Source organism: Bacillus carboniphilus, assembly GCF_039522365.1.
In the GTDB taxonomy this organism is placed as follows: Bacteria; Bacillota; Bacilli; order Bacillales; family JC228; genus Bacillus_BF; species Bacillus_BF carboniphilus.
Genome location: NZ_BAAADJ010000016.1, coordinates 1 through 25175 on the forward strand (window position 1 = coordinate 1; position 25175 = coordinate 25175).

Genomic DNA, 25175 nt, shown 5'->3' on the forward strand with positions numbered 1-25175 from the left:
AAAACAAATTAGAAATGAGTCCTGTAGAATATCGTGAACAAAAAGCAGCTTAATATTAAATAAGTGTGCGGATTTTGGTGTGTCCACTTGACAGGGTCACGAACAACATCTGATATCGCACATTTACGAAAATTCGCACGTGTTTTCAAATTTTCGCACAATAATTCCGAATTTCGTACGTAAACGACCGTCGTCACCCTTTATTACCCCCTTTTCAAGTGATTCCAAACCATCTGACAACCCTAAAAAAGGGATTCTTCGAAAAAAATCCTCAAAAGTACCATTACCTTTAAAAAAGCAAAAAATATCTCCCTTTTTGGTTTAAAAGGTGCCTGCCTCCGAATTCTTTAATACGTCGATTTTTGGGAAGGCAGGCACCCCAACAATAAAATAAAAAGATGTTTTCCGAAAAAACTCTCACGAAAAACACCTTTTCATATTAAAAACAATTCACCTAATGAAACAAACCAATGGTTACCTCTTCTTAGCTGCCTTAATACCCGCAACAGTAAACACATCATTTAAACTAATGATTCTTGAAAACTTCAGATTACTAAAAACACAACTAAAACAAATGAAATAATAAAAGATAATAGCAAAGAACCACCAAAAATCTTACCCATATTTCCTTTTCTTAAATCTTCGTCACTGAAACCATTCTCCGTCATCCATGATTTCGCAAATAACACTGAATACCATACGCCACCAATTAAAAAAGCTGATAAGGCGGCTACTATAACGGCCAAATAGTTAATTGACTCTAATGATTCCTGAAAATCCATCCATTTCTCCCCCTTTTTCATTTTTTATTATAGAGAGTCTAGAAAACCTAGTATTGTAAAAAATGGACATCTTTTTTATAAAAAGTTACTTGATTCAATAGCTCTTTGTTTATATTCTAACGGAGTCATGCCAGAGAAACGTTTAAATTCTTTGTTAAAATGGGATTGATCGTAATATCCAAGTGTGGAAATGATATCAGCAACTTCCTCTTCCGACTGTGAATGTAGGTACGAGAAGGCTTTTTCAAAACGAAAGATCTGGGATAATAACTTCGGAGTAATGCCAGTGTGATCTTTAAATAAACGGTTTAAATGTCTTTGTGTAAAACCAATGGACGCTGCTAGTTTAGGGATAGATTGTTGTGGGTTCATTCTAATTTGCTCTACTATGTTCGCTAAAACTTGATGGTGGCTTGTTTTTCTTTCGGTTATTTTCCTCAGTAACAACTGATCCAAAGCGATATAGGTGTTCTTCTGCCCTTTTAACATACAAAGTGTTTCAAAAATCTCTTCATAGAACACGTCCCAAACAGCGTATAAATTCTCCACCTGATTTACAGTTTCTTGAATAGGAACATGGAGAAACGGAAAAATCCCGTGTGGGTAAAAACGAATTCCAATCAAATTCGATTTCCCATTGTAGTGAATTTCTAGCGGTTCATGGTGGATGCCTGACAGCCATGCGTGCTTCATTTTATGGGTTCGCCGGTTAACCACTTGATAATTTCCTTCCAGTGCGAAAATCATTTCAATTTTTCCGTTAGGCAAGATCACTTCATTCTTTGGCTTTGCCCCCGTATCTAATTGCACGTTCCAATAACATTCAATCCATGGTCTTAATAGTTTAGTAGGTTGGACAATTTCAAATTTCATACATTACCACCATTCGCAACTTTTACTGAGCTTATTCATATTCTACCATTTCACCCCAAAGAAAAAAATAAAAGCACAAACAGGCGTTCGTAAAAAATTGCCTTTTTCTCACAAACTAAACTCAGTATTTGGAACCTAAAACGGCATTTTAGCCATTTGTCTGAACTCGCACATCCAACTAAGGTTTTCGCACAGTTATTTAAGATTTTGCACGTTTTTTGAAATTTTCCCACAATAATCACGGATTTCGCACGTTAACGACAATCCACACACTAAATCACCCTATTTTCACCTTAGTTCAACCCACCAACCTATAAAAAAAAAGATGTTTCCCGAAAAAAACACCATCGAAAAACACCTTTTTGTTTTAAAATTTGTCAATAGAATTGATTTACTGCATAACACTCCGTAACCGACTCCTCGCTCCTTACCTCAACCCACGCCCACTATTCGCCTGAACCATCTCAATATCAATTCCCTTATCAAACCGTTTCGCCGCCAATTGGATGGTGATAACTGCCGTCCCGATGGACACAACCACCAATCCGACAACCCCAATCAATACGGCAAAAGCAGGTGACGTGGTTTTCATCTCCACAATAAAGGTACCGATATTCATCATAAACCCGATGAATCCACCCATTGATTGTTGCCCTAAGAAAAAATCACGTAAGCTTGCCGGTAACACAATGAATGCAAGACTGATCAACGACACGAATAAATAAACGTACGATAAAATGAGAAGGACCAATGATGGTGCAAATGTTAATCGACTTTGTGGATTTGCTGGATTATATTTTGCACCAATCGTCCCCATCCATAAACCAATTCCGCTAACACCAATGGAAGCAAGAGCTGTTAACACCAATCCACCAACAATATATAGAACCGACCAGCCTAGCAAGATCCCGATAATCATTTGAATAAAGGAAAGAATCACCCAAGACAATAGCCAGCTAATCCATAGCTTACCGATGGCGATTTGCCTTCCTGTTAACGGGAGAATTTGCAATAGCCACATCGATTTCGCTTCTCTTGCAACTGCTGCGGCTGCCATAGGTCCATTGAAGTTTGCATAAATAAACAAGAAAATAAGCTGTGCAATGATCCACGTTTCCTGTTCATATTCTAAAAGAGTGCTCAAGTCTGCCCCGCTGCTGATAAATCCAAAGACACCGAATATGATGAAAAAGCCAATCGGCATAAACACCATCCATTCTCTCAAATCTCTTTGGATGGCACGCCATTCTTTGATTCCTACAGACACAACAGGGTGTCTGACTGACCCACTACTTTTCAGATTTTGTTTCTTCTTTTTCTTCCTTCCGCTTCCCTCACTTAAACGAATCCAGCCTGTTCGAAAGCCTCTTTCTACAAGGGTTGACGCAAGGACAGCAAGAAATAATGCAACAAGTGCACTCAATACAGTCGGTAGGATAAATCCCGTTCCCCCAACTAATACTGAGGTAATGGCATCTCCTCCCCAGCTTAATGGTACCCAGCTAGGAAAACTAGGGAGCTGCCTCACCATGTCTTGATTCATAGAATCCCTTAAAAATAGATTGGGAACCTGAAAAAGGAAATAAATCAGGAGTCCGGTCAAAGCACTCATGACCGTCATCAATTCATTGGCACGCTTTGGTGGCAACACCTGAATTAAACCGAGGTTTAGTAAATAGGCCAATGACATTCCGATCACGACGTTACTAAACAAAATAACCACTACGACAGGGTAGTAAGTAATGCTTGCTCCTGTTCGAATACCGAAAATGAAGGCAGGAATCATCGTAATTGCAAACACAATCAAAGGAATCCCAATAAAACTTTGAATATACTTAGCCCAGAAGATTTTTCTTGTCGGAATAGGAAGTGTAAACAGAAACGACAAATCCCCTTCTGAATACAAGTTTTTAAAAACCTGTGGAACTCCAATTAACAAAATCATCCCAATGGACATTAAGAATATGTACGGAAATAATACTTCAATAATTGGGATCGGAATGCTGTCCGCAATATCCCAAACCAGCTTAGAGAGTAAAAGTGCCAGTATCCCAATGACAATAAGGGAAAAGATAAGCCCCGCCTGCCCCTTCATCCCTTTTGCTTTCATCCCGTTAAAAAACATTTTCCACTGCGTTTTTAGGAGCTTTCCCGTCATATTACTCACCTTTATCATCCTTCGAAAGCTCGCTAATGATATCTTGAGCTTCTTCCCCACCTGTTAGCTCAAGGAAAATATCCTCTAGACTTGCCTGGCTACTTCTCTCACGCAATTCATCCATCGTCCCAAGAGCAATCAAATCTCCATTTAAAATAATGCCAACTCGATCACACATTTGCTCGGCAATTTCGAGAATATGTGTGGTCAGGAAAACAGTCGTCCCTCTATCACATAAATGACGAAGGTGATTCTTCAACGTCTTCGCACTCTTCGGGTCTAACCCAACTGTCGGCTCGTCCAGAAAAACAACTTCCGGCTCATGAATCAAGGCACCACATAAAGCCATTTTCTGTTTCATCCCATGAGAATATCCCTCTATTAAATCATGAGCGCTTCCTTGCAAACTAAACAATGACAATAATTCATTGGCTCGTTTTGTAAATACGTCTTCTGGAACGTGAAACACTGACGCCATAAACTGTAAAAACTCCCACCCCGTCAGTTTCGGGTAAAGATTCGGTTGATCCGGAACAAACGCAATCTTCCTTTTCGCTTCAATCGGAGACTTCCAAATGTTCACTCCTCCGATTTCAACTGTTCCACTCGTCGGTTCTAAAAGTCCAATTAACATTTTGATTGTGGTTGTTTTCCCAGCACCATTTGGACCTAAAAAGGCAAACAGCTCTCCTTTCGACACTGATAGATTTAGATTTTTAACAGCTTGATAGCTTCCATATTTTTTAGATAAATTCTTTATTTCAATAGACATAGAATCCCCCTATATTTTTGCCTAGTATCTATTTACGATTGAGTGATGAAAAAGTTTTGGATAACTGGAGATTCCTATTATGAGTATTTTTAAGTCATTCTCTTTCTTCATCAACAAATTCTTTAAAATTCGATGGTATGTAATCATTATTATTTTTTTTAAGTTCAACAAGATCAATTACAATCCTTAGGAGCCTTTCTGCTTTTTTTGACCGTATTCCTTGGACACGAACTGCAAAGTAATACTTATCGATTGTCTCCTGAATAATTAAATCTAGTTCTTTAGACACAGGCGGCAACTCCTTCTCCACTAATAAAAAAAACCTATGAACAATAGTAACCTTGTCCAAAGGGAACTTCAATTACAATTTAATCAACCAAATGAGCATATATGAATCAGGGATTATTGTTAAATCTAAGACATTTATGACTCTTATACTACCAATCAGTTGATCCGGGAATCCCCATAAAGTGACTTCGACCCCAAAGCTATTTAATATAGTGGACAATAATCAGCAATAAGTTTGAAATAGATAATATTTTCCTTCTTAATTCAATAACCTCATGCATATTCAACCACCTAAATAGTTTATATCACAGTTTCTCCCGAAAACATCAGCATTTATTACTCAAAATCGTAATTTAGTTCTTTAGTATGGTTCTTACGCTTTTGTGAATCTTCAATTAAAAAATGGAAATCTTATAACAGGAATATAAACGATAAAGGAAGGGTAAACATGTGGGGTACGAATAGTAGGAAGTTAGACACCATATTAGTTTTGGGCTTATTTAGCACAGTTTTAACAAGTATTTACAGCTTAGTGATCATGTATCAAAACAATAAAATCAATAGGAAGTTCTTTTAAGTTAAGAAAGAAAGCCCCTTAGATTGAGAAGGGGCTTTTCTAAAACCAATAGCTCAAATATTTTCCGTATATAACATGACATGTCACGTGACACCCGTAACTACCAATATGACAACACCGCCAGTTACATTATATATAGATGGTGCTTGTAAAAATCCTACACGCACCTAAAATTCGGAGGTGTTGTTAATGAAACAACGTATTGGAGCTTGGTGTTCCATTTTATCAGCTGTTTTAGTGGTGGGAACTATGGTAGGAATGCAAACTTTTACGATGAACGGAGTAACGGGTGCGGATGTGTATGAAAAAACCGTAAATTCCATGTCCCTTCATCCCGTTGCAAACTGGTTATTCGTACTCATTGGATTAGCTGGGATTATTTTATTGTACTGGACGTTTGAAGCTGTAGACGAAAGAATCCGTTCTGCTCAACCAAACGTGAGCCGCACTGGAATTCACTTTGCCAATATCCACTTACTCTTGTATGCACTGTTCTTGTTTTTACCGGTGGGCATCCTTCACGACCTAGCGAATGGCGACTTAACCACAGCAGAAGCATTACCGAAAGCGCAAGTCATTTTAGAATTATCCCTAGTCTTTTCCGCTTTATCTTCTATATTTTTCAGCCTCTTTCTGTTCCAGGTTGGATGGGCGATTATAAAAACAAACGTATTATCCAAGGGATTCGGCTACTTCACACTTCTCACCGGAATCATTGTCCTTGCATCTGGGGCCTATGAAGCGCTATATGGCCGAGGCGCATTACCTGGCATTTTTCTAAGTATTTTCACTTTCTTATTTGGATTTGTGGTTTGGAAAATTTGGCTTGGAGTTGAAATGTTAAGAAAACCTGTGGCTCAGTTAGAGGAGAAAAGTAGGAATCTCGCCAGTTAATAGAGAATCCTTAAGAAACAGAACCAAAAGGGAGAGGTCAGGATGTTCATTTCAAGATGCCTATGTATTATCATTTTAATGTTTTTTGCCCTTCTTCCTTTTCAATCCGTTTCCGCTGAAGAATCGGAACAGATCTGGATTTACACGGGTAGCCCCGATGAGGAATTGAACACCATCATGGAATCTACCGATTGGGCTCCCCTTTCTTCAGAAAATAGTGCCGGAAAAGAAAAATGGATTAAGATTATGCTTTCACAGACTGATTTGGTTAACCCCTACCTTTTTCAACAAAAGTCTCCAGCTTATTTTGAAGTCTATCAAAATGGTCAGGAAATCTATCAATATGGGAAGCCAAACACGGCGGATCCAAGAATTCAAAACAGTTTCCGTTGGGACCTCTATCCTGTAAATCCAGAACAACCAGTATATATAAAGGTTCATGGAAACGTTCCAACGATACAAATTGGTAGTAAGGATACCATTCTAGAATCCATGATAAAAAAGGACCTGGTGCGCCTTTTAGCCAACAGCGGAACACTCATGATTGCCTTCCTTTCCCTGTTCGTTTTTCTATTTAACAAAAAACAAAAGCTTTCCCTATATTTTGCTGGCTCCGCTCTTTCCTTATCCATCCTTGGTTTTCTTAGAGTGGATACCAAACAGCTTTTGATGGATGAAGCACTCGTCTATTTTTATATGAATATGTTCTTTTCGATCCTCGGCCCAGCGTGCTTGATTCTATTTTTATCCGTACTGTTTTCAGACAACTATAAAAAACGAGCTACCCTAATTGCGAAACTTTTCATGATGATGGGTGCCTGCGCGGTTCTTTTGGTGACCCTATGGCCGAATGCTCTGCCAATTACAATACCATTCTTAAATATCTTCTTACTCATCACCATGGTGACCGTTATTGGGATGCTTGCCCGTGCTTATTTTAAAAGTAGAAAAAGAGCTCTAGGAACTGCCATGCTCGGAATTGGGCTCTTTATTTCATTCTATGTATTTGGGATTCTATTGAACCAAAAGGGCTGGAATGTCGGCATTGACTTTGGGCTTTTAGCCAATTACTCCTTGGTGTTTGCTTGTGTGGGAATCATCATTCGAAGCTTTATGGAGCTTCATAAAAAAGTGGAGAACTATGCGGTTGAGCTTGAAAAAGAGGTCAAGGAACGGACAGATGAGTTAAGAGATACGCACCACCAGCTTCTTCAATCTGTCCAAGAAAGTGCGACGACGATGCTGGAGCTCTCTGCTTTAGAAGAACGAAACCGGATCGCGCATGAAATTCATGATTTAGTCGGACACACCTTGACCACAACGGTATTGCAATTGGAAGCGGCAAAAAGATTGATGGATAAACAGCCAGAAGGAGCAAAAGAAAAGCTGGGACTTTCCCAGGATCTTGTTAGAAAGGGTTTAGATGAAATTAGGAGCTCAGTTAGACTACTAAAAGATGCGGATTGGAGCTTTGATTTAAAGAGGTTTTTACAAAACTTGATTCAAGAAACTAGGCAGCATAGTGACGTACACATCCAATACGAGATCGATGAACTTCCGGAGTTAACGACCTTTCAAAAATACTCCATCTTTCTAGCCCTAAAGGAAGGCTTAACAAATGGTATGAAGCATGGTCAGTGTGACCTCTTCCACTTCGAGTTACGTTATAAGGAAAATAGACTTGAATTTATTTTAAAAAACAACGGGAAGCCCATTACCAATCAACCTCATGGCTTTGGGTTAAAAAGTATGGAGGAACGCGCTAACCAGTTAGGTGGAACTGTTCAAAAATACAGTGAAGATCCTTGGGGATGTGTACTTGAATTGACTATTCCCCTTTAATCCCTAGTTCTTTTAGGAAAAGTAATAGCTTACTGCGGTCACTCGTACCCATTTTGGAATAAAGCGTGCTAATGTAATTTCGGACCGTGCCTTCTGAGATGAATAGGGCCTTGGCAATTTCACGATTGGTGTAGCCTTTCACTATTAAGCTAGCAATCTCCTTTTCTCGATCGGTCAGTTCTACTTGCACATTGTGTAGGTTCGGGATGGGAGAGGCATATTGATTCATTTGAAATAGCCTAGAAGCTAGCTTTGCAGCAATGGGTCCTTGAAGGATGAACTGCCCGTTGGCTGCGTCCCGAATCGCATTCAACAAACGATCGCCGTGCATATCCTTTAATAAATAACCCGTCGCACCATGAGCCAAGCACTCTACAATATCCTCTTCTTCTGCAAAAGTAGATAAAATCAAAATCAAGGTGGAAGGAAAATCTGCCTTGATTTTTTTCGTGCCCTCAATTCCATTCATCACTGGCATTTTGATGTCCATCAGCACGAGATCTGGTTGCAAAGTTTTGACGAGATCATACGCTTCCTGCGCATGACTGGCCACGCCGACCACTTCAAAGTCATCCTCAAGATTTAAGATTACTTCCAGTGCATCTCTAAGTAAGGTTTGGTCATCGACCAGTAGGATTCGGATTGGGTTCATAGTGGCCTCCAAGGGATTACTAAATTATGTAATATTATATTACAGAATAAACCTGAAAGGCAGATATAAGCGATAAAATAGTTAAAAAATGCCTGACCCCCGGTAAGTTAATCCGTTAGCGTGTTGGGGTCAGGCACAAAAAATCCAATATTTAATTTAACTTTGTGCTCCATTCAAATTTGCTTCAAATAAATCTATGATTTCTAAGAACCTTTCAGCTTCTCTAAAGGTATGGTCTGCTAATAGTGGATGGATATTGCTTTTAATTCGGCAGGCTTCTATTAGCTCTCTTGCTGTTTTCTTAAAGTCTCTCAATGAGACTACTGAAACTCTATTTTGGTCTAAAAATTGACTAAGAATAGGTTTAGTTTCAGATTGTGGTCGCATTGAATCCAAATCTATCGCTTGAAAAAGGAGTTGGTCAAAATCATGACTAAACTCTCTCGCCTGGTCCACTAATTTTCTTTCTGAAGGGTCTAAAAGATGTCCAATAAACTTAGCATGGTCAGCCATAATTTTTAAGAAAAATACATTTTCTTCAATAACATCATCCGGGGTTGGGGCTAATTTTCCTTCATTTAGTTCTTTTAATCGATTAGCAAAGTATGCAGCTTCTCTACTAATATGGTCAACTAATAAAGGATAATTGTTGGAACGGATTTCACATCGTAAAGTTAATCCTAATACTTTTCTTTTGTAACTCCATATGGCAGCAGCCGCTTGATATACCTCCGTATTAAATGCTTGAACCTGACGCAAATCTGAATTGACGGTAAATCTGGACAACTTTTCCTCTATTCTTTCAAACAAAGTTATAAACTGATTTGCTTCATCAATCAATTGTTGCTGTTCATAAGTAAACCCCAAGCTTAAAAACAAGGCATGCTCTTTCATAATTCTAGACCAAAACCTAATTTCATCTAATGACCTAGCTACAATTGGATCCCCCATCTAACCCCTCCCCTAAATGAAATCTCCCTTATTAATCTTATTATTCAATTCTTGTACCCATTCACATAATCTTTCCATGTAAAATAAACTGCTCGCGTTCGTATTAAGAGGTAAGAAATCTCTTTATCTATCTATCAAATACACAAAAAAACCCCCTCTTTCTTTTCCAAGGGGGCCACACTCGTATAAGGGTCTGATAAAGGTGCCTGGACCCCAATACGTTCATCCGTTAACGTGCCGAGGGTTAGACACCAGGTTTAGAAGTGTCATGCATTAACTTTAAAACCAATCACCTTTGACTGTAATTTGTAAATTATCTATAACTTTGCTCTTCATACTAATGTTTGGATTTAATAGAATAGTTCCATTCTGAGACAACGTATTTACTTTAGACCTTGAAATGCCAAAGATATCTGCTATTAGTTTATCTATTCTAAGACCAAAATCATGTTTATAGCAAAGTATAATCGTAACCTCGTTAGATCGTGAATCGAGCTTTTCTTTTCTTAGTTCGTATCGTATATCTGCATTCACATCATTACATAGTTTTCTTAATTTCTTGATTTGAAAGGCATAGTACCAGATGGTCTCTTTATCATTATTCATAAATTTTTGAATGAGCATAGAGTCCATTTTATTAATATTGACTCTCGAAAAAATAGGGTAGTTCCAAGTTCCCTCACAATGGATACAGTTATAAATAAGCCAAATATCAACGATTTTCTGATTCGCATTTACCCTGAATTTCTCACTACAATAAAATTCTGTGTTCGTTTTACATTTACTACAATTTCGTTTTATATTTGGTGTTTCCTGAGCTATGATCTCATAAGTGAATAAATTATTTAAACTCATTTACCAGTTCCTCCTATTTAATCAGAGGAACGCAAAAAACGGTTGAATGGAGAAAGATTTCCCATATAAAAAGCGGAATACCTTATAGGTATCCCGCTGGAATGAAACAACTAACGATCCTGCGTTCCCTGTAATGGTTAAAAATAGGCACACTTCTCCCGTTGTTGAACAATAATGTTCAAAAAAAGAAATGTACTATTTAGTTGCTTAACCATTACAAGTATGTTGGCAAAATCAATTCCACCTTCCAAATTTCTCCTGTATTATTAGTATGCCATTATTATTCAATAAACACCATTGTTAATGAAAAAAAGTGCCTGACCCTCGATACGTTAATACGTTAACACACCGGGGGTCAGGCACGAAAAATAAAGTTCATAGCATCTACATTTATTCCTTATAGCAAGACTTCTCATGCCGAAGCAGCCATTCCTTTCTCCACAAGCCACCTGCATAACCCGTTAATTTCCCACTAGAACCAATGACTCTGTGACAAGGAATAACAATGCTTAACTTGTTTTTCCCATTGGCACTCCCTACCGCTCTAATCGCTTTTTCATTCCCAATGGAAACCGCAATATCCTTATAACTTCCCGTTTCCGCGTAGGAGATTTTAGTTAATGCTTCCCATACTGTTTTCTGAAAGTCAGTCCCTGAAAAATGGTACGGGAATGTAAATGTATCTCGCTCGCCTTTAAAATATTGATCAAGCTGGTTATAGCATTCTCTTAAAACGTGAGGCGTTTCATCATGTAAAACATTCACCTTTTTACTCTCTTCCGAAAACAATATAGAAGTGATTGCCTCATGAGTACCGGTAATTTCTATCAAGCCAATCGGTGATTCATAATCTAATTTATGTGTTTTTGTCATATAAGGACCTCCAAAGATAAAAGGTAGCATACGCCTGCCAGCCTTCCCAATTTACTGCATATTCTTTTACTTCTTCTATGGTTGGTTTCCTCTCAAGACCTATGAAATTCTTTAATGCATTATGTAGGCCGACATCGGAAACTGGAAAGGCAGAGGGAATGTGCAGGCATTTCATCATCACATAATCTGCAGTCCATGGTCCGATACCTCTCATCATCAGTAGTGATTGATGTATTTTTATAAAATCTTTATTTTGAAGCAATATCTCTTTTGATAATTCTCCCTTTGCCATAGCTTTAGCGATGCCAATGATGTATTCAGCCTTCCTGCTGGTAAATTGAAGGTTCCTTAAATCATCCACACTTAATGAAGCAATTTTTTCATATGAGGGGAATAGCCAGAACGTTTCTCCTTCGAAAGTTAGACTTTCGCCAAATTGTTCGACGAAGCGCTTCTTTAATGTGTAGGCAAATGTTAAATTGATTTGCTGTCCCATAATGGCCCACACTAACGCCTCAAATAAATCTGGAATACACATAATACGTAGCCCATAATATTTATGGGCAAGATTCTTCAAAACTTGATCCTGATTAGCGACTTCATAAAAAGCCTCTAAATCCTGATCCAAATCAAACCATTCCCAAATATACTCTACTGCTTTTTGGCGAAAGTAAATAGATGGTTTGCCCACTGGGAATTCAACTCTAATGACATGATGGGTGAATCCAATCTGACATAATATCAAAGACTCTTCAATTTTTATGAGTTTATAAACAGACCCCTCTTGAATTTTATGAAGCACTTCCAAGCTAGACCTGTCTAAAAAGATTAGACACTCTTCAAAATTAAATTCCTTGGCCAGTGTGCCTGACCCCCGGTACGTTAATCCGTTAACGTGCCGGGGGTCAGGCACCATATTCAAGGTGTAGAATGATTTAAGAAAGAAATGATATNATTTCCGACTGTTACGGTTCTATTAACTAAATCAGGAGAGTTAGATAATTGTTGTTTAATACTTTCAACATCAATTTGCTTAGCCTGTTTTTTAAAAAAATTCACATAAATCTCCCTTATACTCCAAATTTAACCTTTAATATTTTTCACAATATAAAATTTCTTATACACATAACTTTCCTTGTATATTTTTTAATTCTAAGAAGAAAATACATGTGAAAAAAAAAAAAACAAGGAGTGATTTGTATGTCATTAACACCGTATGATCCATTTAGACAACTAGCAAATATGAGAAGAAATTTTGACCGTTTTTTCTCTGACTTCCCTCTAGATCTTGGGATGGAAAACAATAATTTTGGGAATATCAGAGTTGATGTGCATGAAACTGAAAATGAAGTAATTGCTTCATGTGATATTCCAGGTCTTGAGAAAAAGGAAGATGTAAATATTGATATTGAAAATAATATGTTAAGCATCAACGGTACCATCAATAAAACAAATGAGATTAAAGAAGAAAGTATGTATAGAAAAGAACGCTATACAGGTAGCTTTCATAGGACTGTATCCTTGCCAAGCCCTGTATCTAATGAGGGAGTAAAAGCAACCTATAAGAACGGTGTTCTTGAAGTCAGAATGCCAAAGAAAACAAATGATAACAAAAAGAAAATTGATGTAGACTTTCACTAAATGAGTAAACTATTACCTGTTATGAAGGAGTTCGGCAAAGATTACTTGCAAGAAATAGCTAATGAACAACCAGATTTAGTTGATTTACTTATTTTAACTGTACATTTACCCTCTCATAAGAAAAAATTTATATTAAAGCAGTTAAACAATGATATTAAGAAATCTTTTCTCATACAATAATGTATTACATTTGCATTACTTCATAAATTGGAGTAATGCTATTATTTTTATTAATAAAGAGGGTAAAGGGAGGGAAACACACTTACCCCTAATTTCATGAAACGGGCTCAATAATAAAAAAACTTTTTTGCAGAAATAAAACCGATTCAGTGTGGTAAGCTTTGATTCTACCGATGAAGCATTTTTTATTTGGCCATACTTATATAATTTTTAAAGAGGAGTGATAAAAAGTGCCAAGAGTTAAGTATACCGAAAGTGATGTTGCATTGATGGCAAGGATGATGAGGGCAGAAGCTGAGGGTGAAGGGCGACTGGGGATGCTAATGGTTGGTAATGTTATTGTAAACAGACTTAAAGCTGATTGTTTAGATTTTTTAAATTTAAGGTCTATAAGGGACGTGATTTTTCAAGTACAAGGAGGAAATTATTCTTTTGAAGCAGTACAAAAAGGTAATGTTTTTTATCAAAGAGCAAGAGAAGTAGAAAAAAGATTAGCTAAACAAGCCTTAGATTACTGGAGACAGCATCCTTCTAAGTATGCTCTTTGGTATTTTAATCCGTATGGTCAGTGTCCACCTGCTTGGTATGGTCAACCATTAGCAGGACAATATAAACAACATTGTTATTATGAGCCACAGGCAAATACATGTGAAAGTGTCTATAGGTGGTGAAAAAAACACTAAAGATTGAAACCTAATAATAATTTGTTACTGATTATAAAGCCTGTATCGAAGATTACTAAGTAATCATTATTATAGGCTATTTTTTATATTCCTTCTTAATGTTTTTTGTTGCAACCTTTTTTCCTTTTTTCTCATACTTTTTGTTACATCACCATTACCCATCATCATTGGAATCCAAACCTTTCTCCCAAAGGCGCTGCTGCAATCGACGCATTTTTCTTTACCTGCAAATGGGTTATTGCTGGTTCCACAAACAGAATTTGGTTATTATTCGACTATTTTTTATCTATTCATTCTTGGTATAATCAAATAAAGTCTCCCCACTAGGTATACTCCTAAAATTATATATTAACGGGGCATAAATAAAAATATAGCAAATCTCCACTTTATGTTATTAGTTAGGAAGGTGGCATGATATATGAAGTTAAAAAATGATAATAATTTTGATGGAATTTTTGAAAAAAAGTTCTCAAAGCGAGATCTTTACACAATTTTACAAAATATGAATCAGGCACTTTATATAATTGCCCTTAATGACAAAATGGAAATTGATCGCTTTGTTGAAGTTAATCAGGCTGCACATGACCAGCTAGGGTATAGTAGAGAGGAATTTTTAAATCTCTCACCTTTCGAGATTATAGATTTAAACTATTATCATTTTCTTAATGAGGAACTACAACAACATCGTGGAGGTGGCCCTGTAACAATAGAGTCTACTCACTTTACAAAAAAAGGAGAAAAAATCCCTGTGGAAGTGAGTAGCCGTATCAAAACATTAGGTGATAATACAAAATATATTTTATCGACCGTTCGGAATATCGCTACATCTAAGGAGACCGAATTACTTTTAGAGAGAACTCTAAAACAGTTTGAATCCCTTTTTAAGAAAAATCCCGATATAATCTTTTTTCTAAATGTAGAGGGGAAATTCACCAAAGTAAATGCAGCAGGTGAAAAGATACTAGCATATTCTATGGACGAGCTTTTAAGTATGTCTTACGAATCAGTATTGCACCCGGAGATTTAGGGGAAACCAAGAAGCAGTTTCAAAAAGTTTTAAAAAGAAACACAGCTTTGTTAGAAATGTCAGTAATAACTAAAAACAGCAAAAAAAATCAATTTAAATATCACAGCAGTCCCAATAATAGTACACAATAAAATTATCGGGGTTACAGGAATTGCTAGAGACGTGACCTTACAAAAGGAGACAGAAAGACAATTAAAAGAAAGTGAACATATAAAGTACTTATTTCGTTAAAGCGCCCGATTACGGAAGACCCAAGAGCAACAAACACCCTATCAGATAAATCCTTAAAACCCATTCTATGCTAAACGGTTCAATTTTGTTTTAAACAGTGAATCTTTTTTAAATCGACATTTTATTCACCAAGAAAATTGATGTGCTCTTATCCTAACAAATTTTATTTGGGACTTATATGTATGCCCTCACTTTCTCGCCAATCTGCGTAAAGTATACGCTTTACATTATCATATCCATTGATAGTTAATTGGTTATCTAACCACTGTTGATCAAATCCGAGTTCATGTAAATTATCCCATAAAATTTCCCCATCTATAATTAACGATGTTGGGAGGTCTACTGGACTTTCTGGAAGATTGAGATCTTGCTTGTCTGGTTTTTGATACTTGGATTTTAATAATAAACTTATTTGCCCATTAGCTTCCAATATACCGTATTTGACTTCGCGAACTGAAAAGACATTATTTTGACGGAGTATACTCAATACTTGATTTACATCCAATTTGTTCTTTGTAAGTAACTTTCTGTCCATAACACCATCTCGAATGATGACGTTAGGATTGCCTAATAAGAGAGAACGTGTCGATTTATTTTTTAGAGTCATAAACTCTATTCCCAACATAAGAAACGTCCACAATCCGATGGCATATAAAAAATGAAAAATCCCTACCTTATCTTCATAAATGGTATTTCCTAAAAAATCTCCAAGTACTAACACAAAAACTAAGTGAAACGGGGTTAATTGATAGATGGATGTTCTGCCTGTTATGATAATGATAAAAAATAAAGTTGCAAAACCAACGATGACTTTGATCGTCAGTAAACCAATATTGACTTCTTCCAAAGTTTTTTCCTCCAATTTAAATTTTACTTAGTTGTAAGATCTTGAGGTTTAGATAAAGAGGCTAGTTTTAGTAGTAAAGCTCGAGTTACAATTCCAACAATGATGTAATATATGAATGAATATCTGTATCTCCACTCTAAATAATTAACAAGTTTGACCCACTCGCAAAATGGTTCACCAATAAAGGCGTATGTTAGTGCCATAATGATTTGGGCGATTATAAAAAATTTCCATGTTCTAAAATATTGATATAACAACATGTATGCTACAGGTACCATTGAAAAATCAAAAGGAAAGGCCCTAGGAATAAAAGGAAGGAATGCAATTGGATAATCCCAAAACCTATATTGTAAGCCAACTACGTCTAATAAGGTTGTTGTTATGATTATTAAGGTACCAAACAACAAAATTTCTAAAATCATGTCCCGTTTAACGAGTTTAGCCCATATAACCCAAGGCACAACTAAAAAACCGGCTAATATCCACCATTCCCAAGTTAAAAACTCATTCTTTAGCCAATCATTTAATTCTAAAAGGTACAGTTTATCTTCAAAAAAACGTATTTCATTAGAATTTTCAAATATATTTTCTATTGATATCACCACTATATTTAAATTATTTGGTAACAAATATTTTTGAATTCAAACTTTTGGACCAACCTTGTTAGTATTACCTTATTTTAGTAATGAATTTCCATCGTAAATAAAAAAAACATGCTAGAAGGTGACCAAGTGTAATTTAACTTTTTAAAGTAAGAGCATTTCTTTGTAATGAGAAATGCTTTTTATTTTTGTAAAAGCATATTTAAATAACAATAATAACACTATAAAAAACGATACTAATTTATTGTAAAACAATAAATTATGTGTTAAATTCGTATTGTGTTTTAAATGAATGTTAAACGAGGTTCTACCACTTTCTTAAAGTTCATTATTTTTCTGGTTGGAATTGCTGTGCTTGCTGTGTGTATATATTTTTTGCCTGAAGCAGCCAGAAGAGATGCCATAGAGCGCCCAGGTGATTATTCGCTATATCCACTTTTGGTATGTGCATATAGAATATGTATTACGTTTTCTGTGGCGTTGTATCAAATATGTAAACTTTTAACCTGTATCGAAAAGCATAATGCTTTCTCTGAGTTATCTCTTCAATCTTTAAAGGTAATTAAAAAGTGCACTTTTACTGTCATTTTCTTCGTTTTTTTAGCAATAGTTTATTTAAGGGTGCATGCTCAATTCACAGGTGATGATGCAGCAGGTCCAATATCTCTAGGTCTAATGGGCATCTTGGCAACAAGTATTATCGCAGCCATTGTGGACGTGCTTCAAAAACCTATAAAGAATGTCTTGGATTCACAGCCATAAAAAAGTGCCTGACCCTCAGCACGTTAATCCGTTAACGTATTGAGGGTCAGGCACCAAATTTCCATTAGTATGCCATTATTATGCAATCATTACCTTTGTTAATGAAAAAAAGTGCCATACCTTCGATACGCTAACACATCGGGGGGCAGGCACGAAAAATAAGCCAGTGGGACAGAGGTTCCTGTCCCCTCTGTCCCTACTTATTCTTCAGCACCTCGGCGAGTTCATATAAGGATTGGTGATGTTTAATTTGATATTCCCGCCCTACCTTTTCCAAGTATCCTTTTTCACAGAATTGTGTCAGTACATGCAATAAGTGACGGTAGGATACACCTAAGAAATCACAAACCGTAACGTGTTTCTCCTTATAAACCCCATGATCGGCCGTTTGCAAAATAAAATCCGCAAGCCGGTTTTCAAGCGGAAAAGCGAGACTTTGTGAATACTTCGCTGCCATGATGGTTGCTTTTACACTTAAAAACTTGGTTAATTCTCTTAGAAATTTGGTATCCTCAAGCAATCGGTTGCGATAGTAACGAATAGGAAGAGCAAAACAAATGGTCTTCGTGGAGGCTTGAATCCCTTTTGTATAGTACACATCATTTAATAGTTCCATTTCTCCAATGTAGTCCTTTGCATTGATAAAATTAATTAAGGACACTTTCCCATTTTGATGGGTCACATAGATTTTGGCTTTCCCCTCCACCACGTAAAATAAATAATCCGGCCTCTTTCCTTCTTGAATGATCCAATCATCACGTTGATATTCATGTACTTCGATAAACTCCTCGACTGGAAAGGAAAACAAATGGGCAATCGAGTTCTCTTCCAGAAATAGCTTCTTTTTCTCACCTTTATAAATTTCCATTTTCCACCTCAAAATATGAGATATCTCATATTATTCATCTGTATCCCCATGATATCATGCAATCATTAGGAGGATACAGTATGAACGCACAACGCTGGATGAGCATACGATTTTTTAGTTTCTTTTTGACATGGGGCATTTTTCTACCCTATTGGTCTGGATGGTTAATTCATACAAAAGGGCTTTCAGTATCACAAGCTAGTTTCGTCATGAGCTTAGGATTGATCGCAAGAGGGCTTTCAACCTTATTTGCTTTCCCTTTTTTATCAAGCAAGCTGAGCAGTAAAATGCTATTAAATATGGCGGGATGGGGCACGCTGATTGCGATTGTCTGTCATATTCCGTCACATTCTTTTACAAGTTTACTTATTGTAACGATTGCTTTACATCTCTTTTATCCCATGCTGATGCCAGCTTTAGATAGTGCTGCCGGAGTCCTTGCACAAAGCAAGCAATTAAAACATTATGGGAGAAGCCGTCAGTGGGGATCGATTGGATTTGTCTCAGTCGGCATGATCTTAACCATTTTTATAGGCATGTTCGGAGATGAAGTGATATTTTGGGCATTATTACTGGGGATCATTGGATTTACGTGTCTCGGCTTTATGCAAGCACCAGATATATTATCTGAAAAGCCGCAAGTAGATCAGACACAGAAAGAGGGATTGCTCCAATTATTCGGTATCAAACACTTTGGTTTAGTACTCATGATTGTCATCTTACTCCAAGCAGCACATGCTACGTATTACACGTACGGTTATATTTTTCTACAAGAAATCCAAACACCAACATACCTGATTGGAGTCATTATTAACATTGCCGTTATAGCAGAAATCATATTCTTCTCTATTGCAGATAAAAAGTTTAATAACTTTTCCATTGGAACTTTACTGACTCTAGCTGCTATTGGTTCGTCTGTTCGTTGGATCCTAGTGTTTATATTCCCAAATGTCGTGATTTTCAGTCTAACGCAACCCTTACATGCATTCTCGTTTGCGATGGCACATTATGCATTTATGAAATACTTAATCAAACATATTCCACATGCCCAAATTCCGAAAGCACAAGGCATGTATAATGCTTTGGCCCTTAGCTGGAGTACGGCTGTATTCACCATATTCGGCGGTTATTTATACGAAATCGAACCAAGAAGTGCCTTTATTGGAATGATTCTTTGTACGATTCCAGCCATGCTTCTTGCACTTGTATATCGAAGGCAGGAAACTAGGAAGGAAGTTTTAGTTACAAATTAAGTTAAAGGTACCTGACCCTCATTACGTTAATCCGTTAACGAACCGAGGGTCAGGCACCAATTTTGGCACCAATTTTTTACTGTTTTTCAGCGCACTGTTTTAATGCCTTCATTTGTTTCTCTAACCCTTTTTTCATAAATACACGAAAAAGGATACTTAATATCTTTCCTGAAACAGTCTTACCTGTTACTTCTTCTGTAATATTAAGAATACTGGAATTAGGACTAATTTCTTGAAGGTTGTATGAAACATTGATTAAAAAAGAAGGGTGATTCATTTGAATGTTTAATCTATTATTTTTAATGTATTCTGTGACTTGTCCTTCATATTCTTGAATACGATTTCCTTCTCTTACCCTTTGTTTAAACTTAACACCCACCGGATTACTAATATCAAACTCTGTTAAATACTCAGTTCCTTCTAATCCTGTCATCCATTCTTTTTGTTTATCATTATCATCTAAGTAAGAGAATACTACCTCAATAGGAGCTTGGATCTCCGTTTGACTTGTTATTAACAATGTTTTGTACCTCCAACTATCAGCAGTGGTCATTATGATTTCTTAACTTTTATTGGAACATATATTTCTGTCTGGTTTAATTGATATTTCGGATTGATTACTGTTGTCTTATAAATTTCAATTACAGGAAGTCCCACAAATTCAATATTTCGTGCTTGATGTATCTCTTGATATAATTTTTGATATGCATACTTCATATTAGCTCCATATGGCCCAACATAAGTTAGAGTTGCATACTGTCCTCCTCCTAATTGCTGATATGAAATCTCCCCCTCTGAAAAAAAGGATTGATTGACCTCTATGCAACTATCAAATCTCAATAGACTCGAAGGTGTTATGCTTGGAGCATCAAGTCCAACACCTATGAGCAGAAGATCTTTACTATAAACATTATTCTTTTTTGCCCATTGGATTAATTTATTGAATAATTCTGGATCAACTTCTTCGTAAGGACCGACACTTCTAATAAAAGCAACATTTATCGGTCTTAGACGTTTGATTGAAACAGCGGAAAGCTCAAATTCACTTAACACTTTTGGGTTGTATGAATCCTCTACATTTATACTTGATTGATTGTGGATTGGCTGTTCTTTAAATTTTTTCGGTGTTATATTGTATTTCCTTTTAAATGCTCTGGTAAATGTTTCTGAATTCTTAAACCCCAAATCAGTTGAAATGTTAATAACTTTCTCATCCCAATATTTCAAAGCAAACGCTGCTTGCTCTAACTTAATACGAGTAATATATTGCTTTAATGTTTCACCAACCACACTTTTAAACATTCTGTGAAAGTAAAATGAAGATAATCCTGCTTTTTTCGAGACCGTATCCAATTCTAAGTCCTCATGTAAATTTGCTTGTATAAAAACAAGAATAGGAATAATAACTTCTAACTCCTTACTTTTGATAGCATTCGTAAAATCACTCCTTTCATTATTTAATTTATCAAACATCATAATACATCACTTGACTATTCTTGCTTTTTTTATAGAAGCACAACATATTTTTTTTTAAAAAAAAGGTAGCTACGGACTGTTAGATAGGTATGGGTAAATTATAGAAGCCGTACAGTGGGTCTTGGCTGGTTAAATACACATCGTGAGTTTATGAAAGCGGTATTGGGTCCAGGAACCATGGGGACTGTCCGCGGATTTCTCCCTTGTCAAACCAAAAATTTTTAATTTTTCATGTAATATTACATAATTAACAAAAAAATTCCAGATACTTGTTATGAATATTAAATTAATCTAAAAAAGGAATTGATTATATGGATAATAAAAACGCTGCAAAGTTAACCGCGGGTGAGTTAGCACACTGTTGGGAACAGTTAATGACTAATAGTATGTCAAATGTTGTTTTGGAGTATCTGACCTTAACATCAGAACTAGAAGAAGTTAAATCTCTTTGTAGTGAGGCGGGTTCTATTTCTAAATCTGCTGTACAATTTTTTGAATCTGTTCTACGAAGTGAAAACTATCCAATCCCCAAAGGCTTTAACATTATAGATGATTTAAATCCAAATGCCCCTAAGTTGTATACGGATGTTTTTATACTATTTTATTTAAATAATATGTCTAAAATTGGAATGTCCTTAATAAGTATGGCACTATCCGATTCTGTAAGAGAGGATATCCGCAATTTTTTCCACGAACAATTAAAAAACGTTTCAAGTTTATTTGAACGTACAATAGCTATTCTATTAGAAAAGGGAGTATTTGTAAGACCTCCTTCAATTACCTCCACTCATGAAACAAACCCAATGGCAGATAAAGGATTTTTGGGTAACTTCTTTAATGATAATAGAGAATTAACGGCAAGAGAAGCAAATGAGCTACACAAAAATGTTTTTATGAATTATATTGGTAAAAACTTATTAATTGGGTTTATACAATCTACATCTAATCAGCAATTAATGAGTTTATTGCAACATGGAAAAGAATTATCTTTAAATATTATAGACAAATTAGGTGATATTCTACTTCAAAATGATTTGCCTATTTCAATGACTTGGGATACGAATGTTTTGGATGGTAAAACATCTCCTTTTTCAGATAAATTAATATCTTATCTATTAGACCAACTTAATCGTGATGGTATCGCCAATTATGGGTATAGTGCAGCAGTAAGTATCCGAAAAGATTTAAAAACTACATATGCAAAGATAATTGCAGATGTGTATCAATATGAAGAACATATAAAAACCTATATGATAAAAAATGAGTGGCTGGAGAAACCTCCTGTTGCACTAAATAGGGATAAGCTTGCTCAAGACTAAAGAAATGGTGAGTGTAGTCTACTGTTACTCATTTTAGGACAAGCATAAAATCAAAAGCAGCAGGAATTTCCTATTGAGATCCTGCTGCTTTTTTATCAAAAAAATGCCTGACCTTCATACGTTAATTCATGAACGTATGAAGGTCAGGCACTAAATTCACACTAAATATTCAGAACATTATGTACATTATCTGATAAAATAAAGAAAGCTAGTCCAATAATTTAATAGGAGGGCAAACGACTATGACCCAACCAACCACTTCACCCTATGGAACCTGGAAATCTCCAATCACAACGGATTTGATAGTTCAAGGCACAACTCCTCTCGTTCAGGTCACCTTTCATGGAGAAGATTTATACTGGATTGAGGCACATCCTTCTGAAGGTGGCCGCAATACCGTGATGCGGAAAGCTTCGAATGGTTTCGTTTCTGAACTCACACCGGCACCGTTTAATGTTCGAACCCGTGTTCATGAATATGGGGGTGCACCCTTTATTGTGAATGGGGACCATCTTTATTTCTCCAACTTCGATGATAACTTACTCTACATACGCAACGAGAATCATGAAATTCGTCCCATTACATCAAACTCTGCTCATCGGTATGCGGATTCAACCATCGATCGACTACGTGGCCGATTATACTGGGTTCAAGAAGACCACACGGAATCTGCTATTTTTGCTGAGACCACGATTGTTGCCATGGATCTAGACGGAAGTAATGAGCGGAATATTGTTTCTGGCAATGATTTTTATTCCAATCCTCGCATTAGTCCAGATGGCAAACAACTCGCCTTTCTAACTTGGAACCATCCGAATATGCCTTGGGACGAAACGGAGCTTTGGGTAGCTGATTTGAATGAGGACGGATCGGTTTCGAATGCTAAAAAAGTAGCCGGTTCGCCAGGTGAATCTATTATTCAACCAGTCTGGTCTCCAAATGGCACCCTTTACTTTGTTTCAGACCGGACCAATTGGTGGAATATCATGCGGGTAAAAGGAGATGACGCTGAAGCCATTTACCCTATGGAGGCTGAATTTGGATCGCCTAGCGGGGTATTTGGGATATCCGATTATGATTTTATCAATGAAACGACTATTATAGCGGCCTACACACAAAACGGAGCCCGCCACCTTGCCATAATTGATGTGGAAAGCAGCGAAATAACTTTTATAGAAACTGGGGATACGGCATTCTCTTCTGTTCACTCAAATGGTAAACAGATCGCTTTTCTCGCTGCGTCACCGACGAAGTTTCCTCGAATCATCCGATTAAATGCACATGCAGGAAATTTAGAAGTGATAAAAGCGTCATCAGAACTAACCTTGGATCCAAGCTATCTCTCCCTACCAGTCCCTATTGAGTATCCAACCGAAGGAGACAAGACAGCTCATGCCATTTTATACCGTCCAAAGAATGCGGACTACATCGCTCCAACCGATGAAAAACCGCCTTTATTAGTGCATGTCCATAGCGGACCTACAGGGATGAGTTCTTCTATACTGAACCTGACAAACCAGTACTGGACAAGTAGAGGATTTGCTGTAGTCGATATCAACTACAGTGGCTCGACTGGATATGGACGGGAATATCGGGAGCGGCTTAAAGGAAACTAGGGAATTGTGGACGTACAAGATAGTGCAAATGCCGTTCGCTATTTAATCGAAAAAGGCGAGGTTGACCCAGATAGGTTGCCATTGCTGGAGGTAGTGCAGGTGGATATACGACGTTAGCCTCCCTCGTATTTACAGATGTGTACAAGGCAGGGGCCAGTCACTATGGCCTAAGTGAGCTTGAGATTTTTGCGAAAGAAACGCATAAATTCGAATCCAGATACATGGTTGGCTTGCTTGGACCTTATCCCGAAGCAAAAGAAACCTATTTCAACCGATCACCAAGCAATTTCACTGATCAATTATCTTGCCCGGTTATTTTCTTTCAAGGACTGGATGACAAAATTGTCCCACCGAACCAAGCAGAGCTAATGGTGGAAGCGCTAAAAGCAAAAGGCTTACCGGTAGCTTATATTGCCTTAGAAGGTGAAGGTCATGGCTTTCGGATGGCACAAAATATTAAGCGATCTTTGGATGGGGAGTTTTATTTTTATAGTAGGGTGTTTGGGTTTGAGGCTGGTGATGAGGTAGAGCCTGTGGATATTGAGAATTTATGATTTAACAAAAAGGTGCCTGATCCCCGTTAGGTTAATATTTCACTCTATTGGGGTTCAGGTGCAAATCTCCTCTGCTCAAGACCAGAGGAACCGTCCCCCATGGTCAAAAAAGAAAAGGACTTTCTTAAGAGCCCTCCTCTCTAATAGAAACTTGAGTATTATTTCGACAACACTTTAATTTTTTTGGAGATGATTTTCTAGGTAATGGATAGCCTCATCAATATTATTGGTTTCAAGCCCAACTTTACGACTTTTAGCACTTGAATAAACAAAAATTATATAATAGGGAAGTTCCTTTTCCATAGAAATCAGTTGGCTGTACTTCACTTGCCTAATATATTCTTCCTTTGTCCTTTTATCTACACTAATTACACGTTTAGGATAGGATTTCTCGAAGATTTCGAATCTTGAAACATCCTTATTATTACCTCCTATTATTGCAACTTCGTATCGTGGTTGGTAATTAGAATTGATAAATAACACATTTACTTGGGTCATAATAAATAAAGTTGAGCATATTACTATTGCTGAAATAAGTCCGATTTTACTACTTGAAGATTCATCTTTAACTTTTCCTAACACATAATATAAAATCACTG

Annotated in this window: 27 protein-coding genes; 11 read left to right on the forward strand and 16 right to left on the reverse strand. The window is 36.8% G+C overall.

What is annotated here, in order from left to right; genetic code table 11:
- Positions 1-545: 545 nt before the first annotated feature.
- From ABDZ91_RS07740 to ABDZ91_RS07760, 5 genes are all read right to left on the reverse strand, one after another.
- Positions 546-782: a DUF1761 domain-containing protein gene (locus ABDZ91_RS07740; RefSeq protein WP_343797838.1), complete on the reverse strand. Its 237-nt coding sequence runs from the start codon at positions 780-782 to the stop codon at positions 546-548.
- 75 nt (positions 783-857) lie between these two features.
- On the reverse strand, positions 858-1655 hold the full coding sequence (locus tag ABDZ91_RS07745; RefSeq protein ID WP_343797840.1) for an AraC family transcriptional regulator: 798 nt from the start codon (positions 1653-1655) through the stop codon (positions 858-860).
- A gap of 427 nt (positions 1656-2082) precedes the next feature.
- Positions 2083-3813, reverse strand: coding sequence for a putative ABC transporter permease subunit (locus ABDZ91_RS07750; RefSeq protein ID WP_343797880.1), 1731 nt, complete (start codon positions 3811-3813; stop codon positions 2083-2085).
- A gap of 1 nt (position 3814) precedes the next feature.
- On the reverse strand, positions 3815-4585 hold the full coding sequence (locus ABDZ91_RS07755) for an ABC transporter ATP-binding protein (RefSeq protein ID WP_343797842.1): 771 nt from the start codon (positions 4583-4585) through the stop codon (positions 3815-3817).
- Between the two features lie 94 nt (positions 4586-4679).
- Entirely contained in the window at positions 4680-4874 is a 195-nt protein-coding gene (locus ABDZ91_RS07760; protein ID WP_343797844.1) for a hypothetical protein, read from the reverse strand.
- 765 nt (positions 4875-5639) lie between these two features.
- Here ABDZ91_RS07760 and ABDZ91_RS07765 point away from each other — a divergent pair.
- Both ABDZ91_RS07765 and ABDZ91_RS07770 read left to right on the forward strand, forming a co-directional pair.
- Positions 5640-6344 carry a hypothetical protein gene (locus tag ABDZ91_RS07765; protein ID WP_343797845.1) on the forward strand — a complete coding sequence of 235 codons (705 nt, stop codon included), beginning with the start codon at positions 5640-5642 and terminating at the stop codon, positions 6342-6344.
- A gap of 42 nt (positions 6345-6386) precedes the next feature.
- On the forward strand, positions 6387-8186 hold the full coding sequence (locus ABDZ91_RS07770) for a sensor histidine kinase (RefSeq protein ID WP_343797847.1): 1800 nt from the start codon (positions 6387-6389) through the stop codon (positions 8184-8186).
- On the opposite strand, the gene ABDZ91_RS07775 is transcribed toward ABDZ91_RS07770, so the two are convergent.
- From ABDZ91_RS07775 to ABDZ91_RS07795, 5 genes are all read right to left on the reverse strand, one after another.
- Complete coding sequence (locus tag ABDZ91_RS07775; protein WP_343797849.1) at positions 8173-8838, reverse strand: response regulator; 666 nt, start codon at positions 8836-8838, stop codon at positions 8173-8175. The genes ABDZ91_RS07770 and ABDZ91_RS07775 overlap by 14 nt on opposite strands.
- A gap of 156 nt (positions 8839-8994) precedes the next feature.
- The gene (locus ABDZ91_RS07780) at positions 8995-9789 is read right to left on the reverse strand and encodes a DUF2935 domain-containing protein (protein WP_343797851.1); all 795 of its coding nucleotides are present in this window, start codon (positions 9787-9789) and stop codon (positions 8995-8997) included.
- Between the two features lie 279 nt (positions 9790-10068).
- Complete coding sequence (locus ABDZ91_RS07785) at positions 10069-10644, reverse strand: DUF1062 domain-containing protein (RefSeq protein ID WP_343797853.1); 576 nt, start codon at positions 10642-10644, stop codon at positions 10069-10071.
- A 390-nt stretch (positions 10645-11034) separates the two neighbouring features.
- Complete coding sequence (locus ABDZ91_RS07790) at positions 11035-11517, reverse strand: methylated-DNA--[protein]-cysteine S-methyltransferase (RefSeq protein WP_343797855.1); 483 nt, start codon at positions 11515-11517, stop codon at positions 11035-11037.
- Positions 11501-12433 carry a DNA-3-methyladenine glycosylase family protein gene (locus ABDZ91_RS07795; RefSeq protein ID WP_343797882.1) on the reverse strand — a complete coding sequence of 311 codons (933 nt, stop codon included), beginning with the start codon at positions 12431-12433 and terminating at the stop codon, positions 11501-11503. Before ABDZ91_RS07795 ends, ABDZ91_RS07790 begins: the two co-directional genes overlap by 17 nt.
- A gap of 284 nt (positions 12434-12717) precedes the next feature.
- Between ABDZ91_RS07795 and ABDZ91_RS07800 the strand changes: the two genes are divergently transcribed.
- The 4 genes from ABDZ91_RS07800 (at position 12718) to ABDZ91_RS07815 (ending at position 15048) form a co-directional block, all read left to right on the forward strand.
- Positions 12718-13158: an Hsp20/alpha crystallin family protein gene (locus ABDZ91_RS07800; protein WP_014481451.1), complete on the forward strand. Its 441-nt coding sequence runs from the start codon at positions 12718-12720 to the stop codon at positions 13156-13158.
- The gene (locus tag ABDZ91_RS07805) at positions 13159-13338 is read left to right on the forward strand and encodes a hypothetical protein (protein ID WP_019155453.1); all 180 of its coding nucleotides are present in this window, start codon (positions 13159-13161) and stop codon (positions 13336-13338) included.
- A 230-nt stretch (positions 13339-13568) separates the two neighbouring features.
- On the forward strand, positions 13569-14009 hold the full coding sequence (locus tag ABDZ91_RS07810; RefSeq protein ID WP_343797861.1) for a cell wall hydrolase: 441 nt from the start codon (positions 13569-13571) through the stop codon (positions 14007-14009).
- A 430-nt stretch (positions 14010-14439) separates the two neighbouring features.
- On the forward strand, positions 14440-15048 hold the full coding sequence (locus tag ABDZ91_RS07815) for a PAS domain-containing protein (RefSeq protein ID WP_343797863.1): 609 nt from the start codon (positions 14440-14442) through the stop codon (positions 15046-15048).
- A 394-nt stretch (positions 15049-15442) separates the two neighbouring features.
- Here the strand turns inward: ABDZ91_RS07815 and ABDZ91_RS07820 are convergent, their stop codons facing one another.
- Together ABDZ91_RS07820 and ABDZ91_RS07825 are read right to left on the reverse strand one after the other, a co-directional pair.
- Positions 15443-16126: a DUF421 domain-containing protein gene (locus tag ABDZ91_RS07820; RefSeq protein WP_343797864.1), complete on the reverse strand. Its 684-nt coding sequence runs from the start codon at positions 16124-16126 to the stop codon at positions 15443-15445.
- 23 nt (positions 16127-16149) lie between these two features.
- Complete coding sequence (locus tag ABDZ91_RS07825; protein ID WP_343797865.1) at positions 16150-16755, reverse strand: CBO0543 family protein; 606 nt, start codon at positions 16753-16755, stop codon at positions 16150-16152.
- A gap of 261 nt (positions 16756-17016) precedes the next feature.
- Between ABDZ91_RS07825 and ABDZ91_RS07830 the strand changes: the two genes are divergently transcribed.
- Positions 17017-17490 (forward strand): DUF2975 domain-containing protein, encoded by a 474-nt coding sequence (locus tag ABDZ91_RS07830; RefSeq protein WP_343797866.1) that lies wholly within the window; start codon positions 17017-17019, stop codon positions 17488-17490.
- 196 nt (positions 17491-17686) lie between these two features.
- Here ABDZ91_RS07830 and yeiL read toward each other — a convergent pair whose 3' ends face one another.
- The gene (yeiL, locus tag ABDZ91_RS07835; protein WP_343797868.1) at positions 17687-18358 is read right to left on the reverse strand and encodes a transcriptional regulator YeiL; all 672 of its coding nucleotides are present in this window, start codon (positions 18356-18358) and stop codon (positions 17687-17689) included.
- Between the two features lie 80 nt (positions 18359-18438).
- On the opposite strand from yeiL, the gene ABDZ91_RS07840 reads away from it, so the two are divergent.
- The gene (locus ABDZ91_RS07840; RefSeq protein ID WP_343797870.1) at positions 18439-19611 is read left to right on the forward strand and encodes an MFS transporter; all 1173 of its coding nucleotides are present in this window, start codon (positions 18439-18441) and stop codon (positions 19609-19611) included.
- A 76-nt stretch (positions 19612-19687) separates the two neighbouring features.
- Here the strand turns inward: ABDZ91_RS07840 and ABDZ91_RS07845 are convergent, their stop codons facing one another.
- Positions 19688-20131: an SRPBCC family protein gene (locus ABDZ91_RS07845; protein ID WP_343797872.1), complete on the reverse strand. Its 444-nt coding sequence runs from the start codon at positions 20129-20131 to the stop codon at positions 19688-19690.
- A 32-nt stretch (positions 20132-20163) separates the two neighbouring features.
- The gene (locus ABDZ91_RS07850) at positions 20164-21087 is read right to left on the reverse strand and encodes an AraC family transcriptional regulator (RefSeq protein WP_343797874.1); all 924 of its coding nucleotides are present in this window, start codon (positions 21085-21087) and stop codon (positions 20164-20166) included.
- Positions 21088-21398: 311 nt separating this feature from the next.
- Here ABDZ91_RS07850 and ABDZ91_RS07855 point away from each other — a divergent pair, with 311 nt between their 5' ends.
- The 3 genes from ABDZ91_RS07855 to ABDZ91_RS07865 all read left to right on the forward strand — a co-directional run bounded on the left by ABDZ91_RS07855 (position 21399) and on the right by ABDZ91_RS07865 (position 24576).
- Positions 21399-22406, forward strand: a complete 1008-nt coding sequence (locus ABDZ91_RS07855; RefSeq protein ID WP_343797876.1) for a DUF3231 family protein — start codon at positions 21399-21401, stop codon at positions 22404-22406.
- A 242-nt stretch (positions 22407-22648) separates the two neighbouring features.
- A complete protein-coding gene (locus ABDZ91_RS07860; protein WP_343797878.1) occupies positions 22649-24022 on the forward strand; it encodes a S9 family peptidase in 1374 nt (457 codons plus the stop codon).
- 80 nt (positions 24023-24102) lie between these two features.
- Positions 24103-24576, forward strand: a complete 474-nt coding sequence (locus tag ABDZ91_RS07865) for an alpha/beta hydrolase family protein (protein ID WP_343797883.1) — start codon at positions 24103-24105, stop codon at positions 24574-24576.
- A gap of 174 nt (positions 24577-24750) precedes the next feature.
- Here ABDZ91_RS07865 and ABDZ91_RS07870 read toward each other — a convergent pair.
- Positions 24751-25175: hypothetical protein (locus ABDZ91_RS07870; RefSeq protein WP_343797879.1), on the reverse strand; the 425-nt coding region annotated here is incomplete at its 5' end.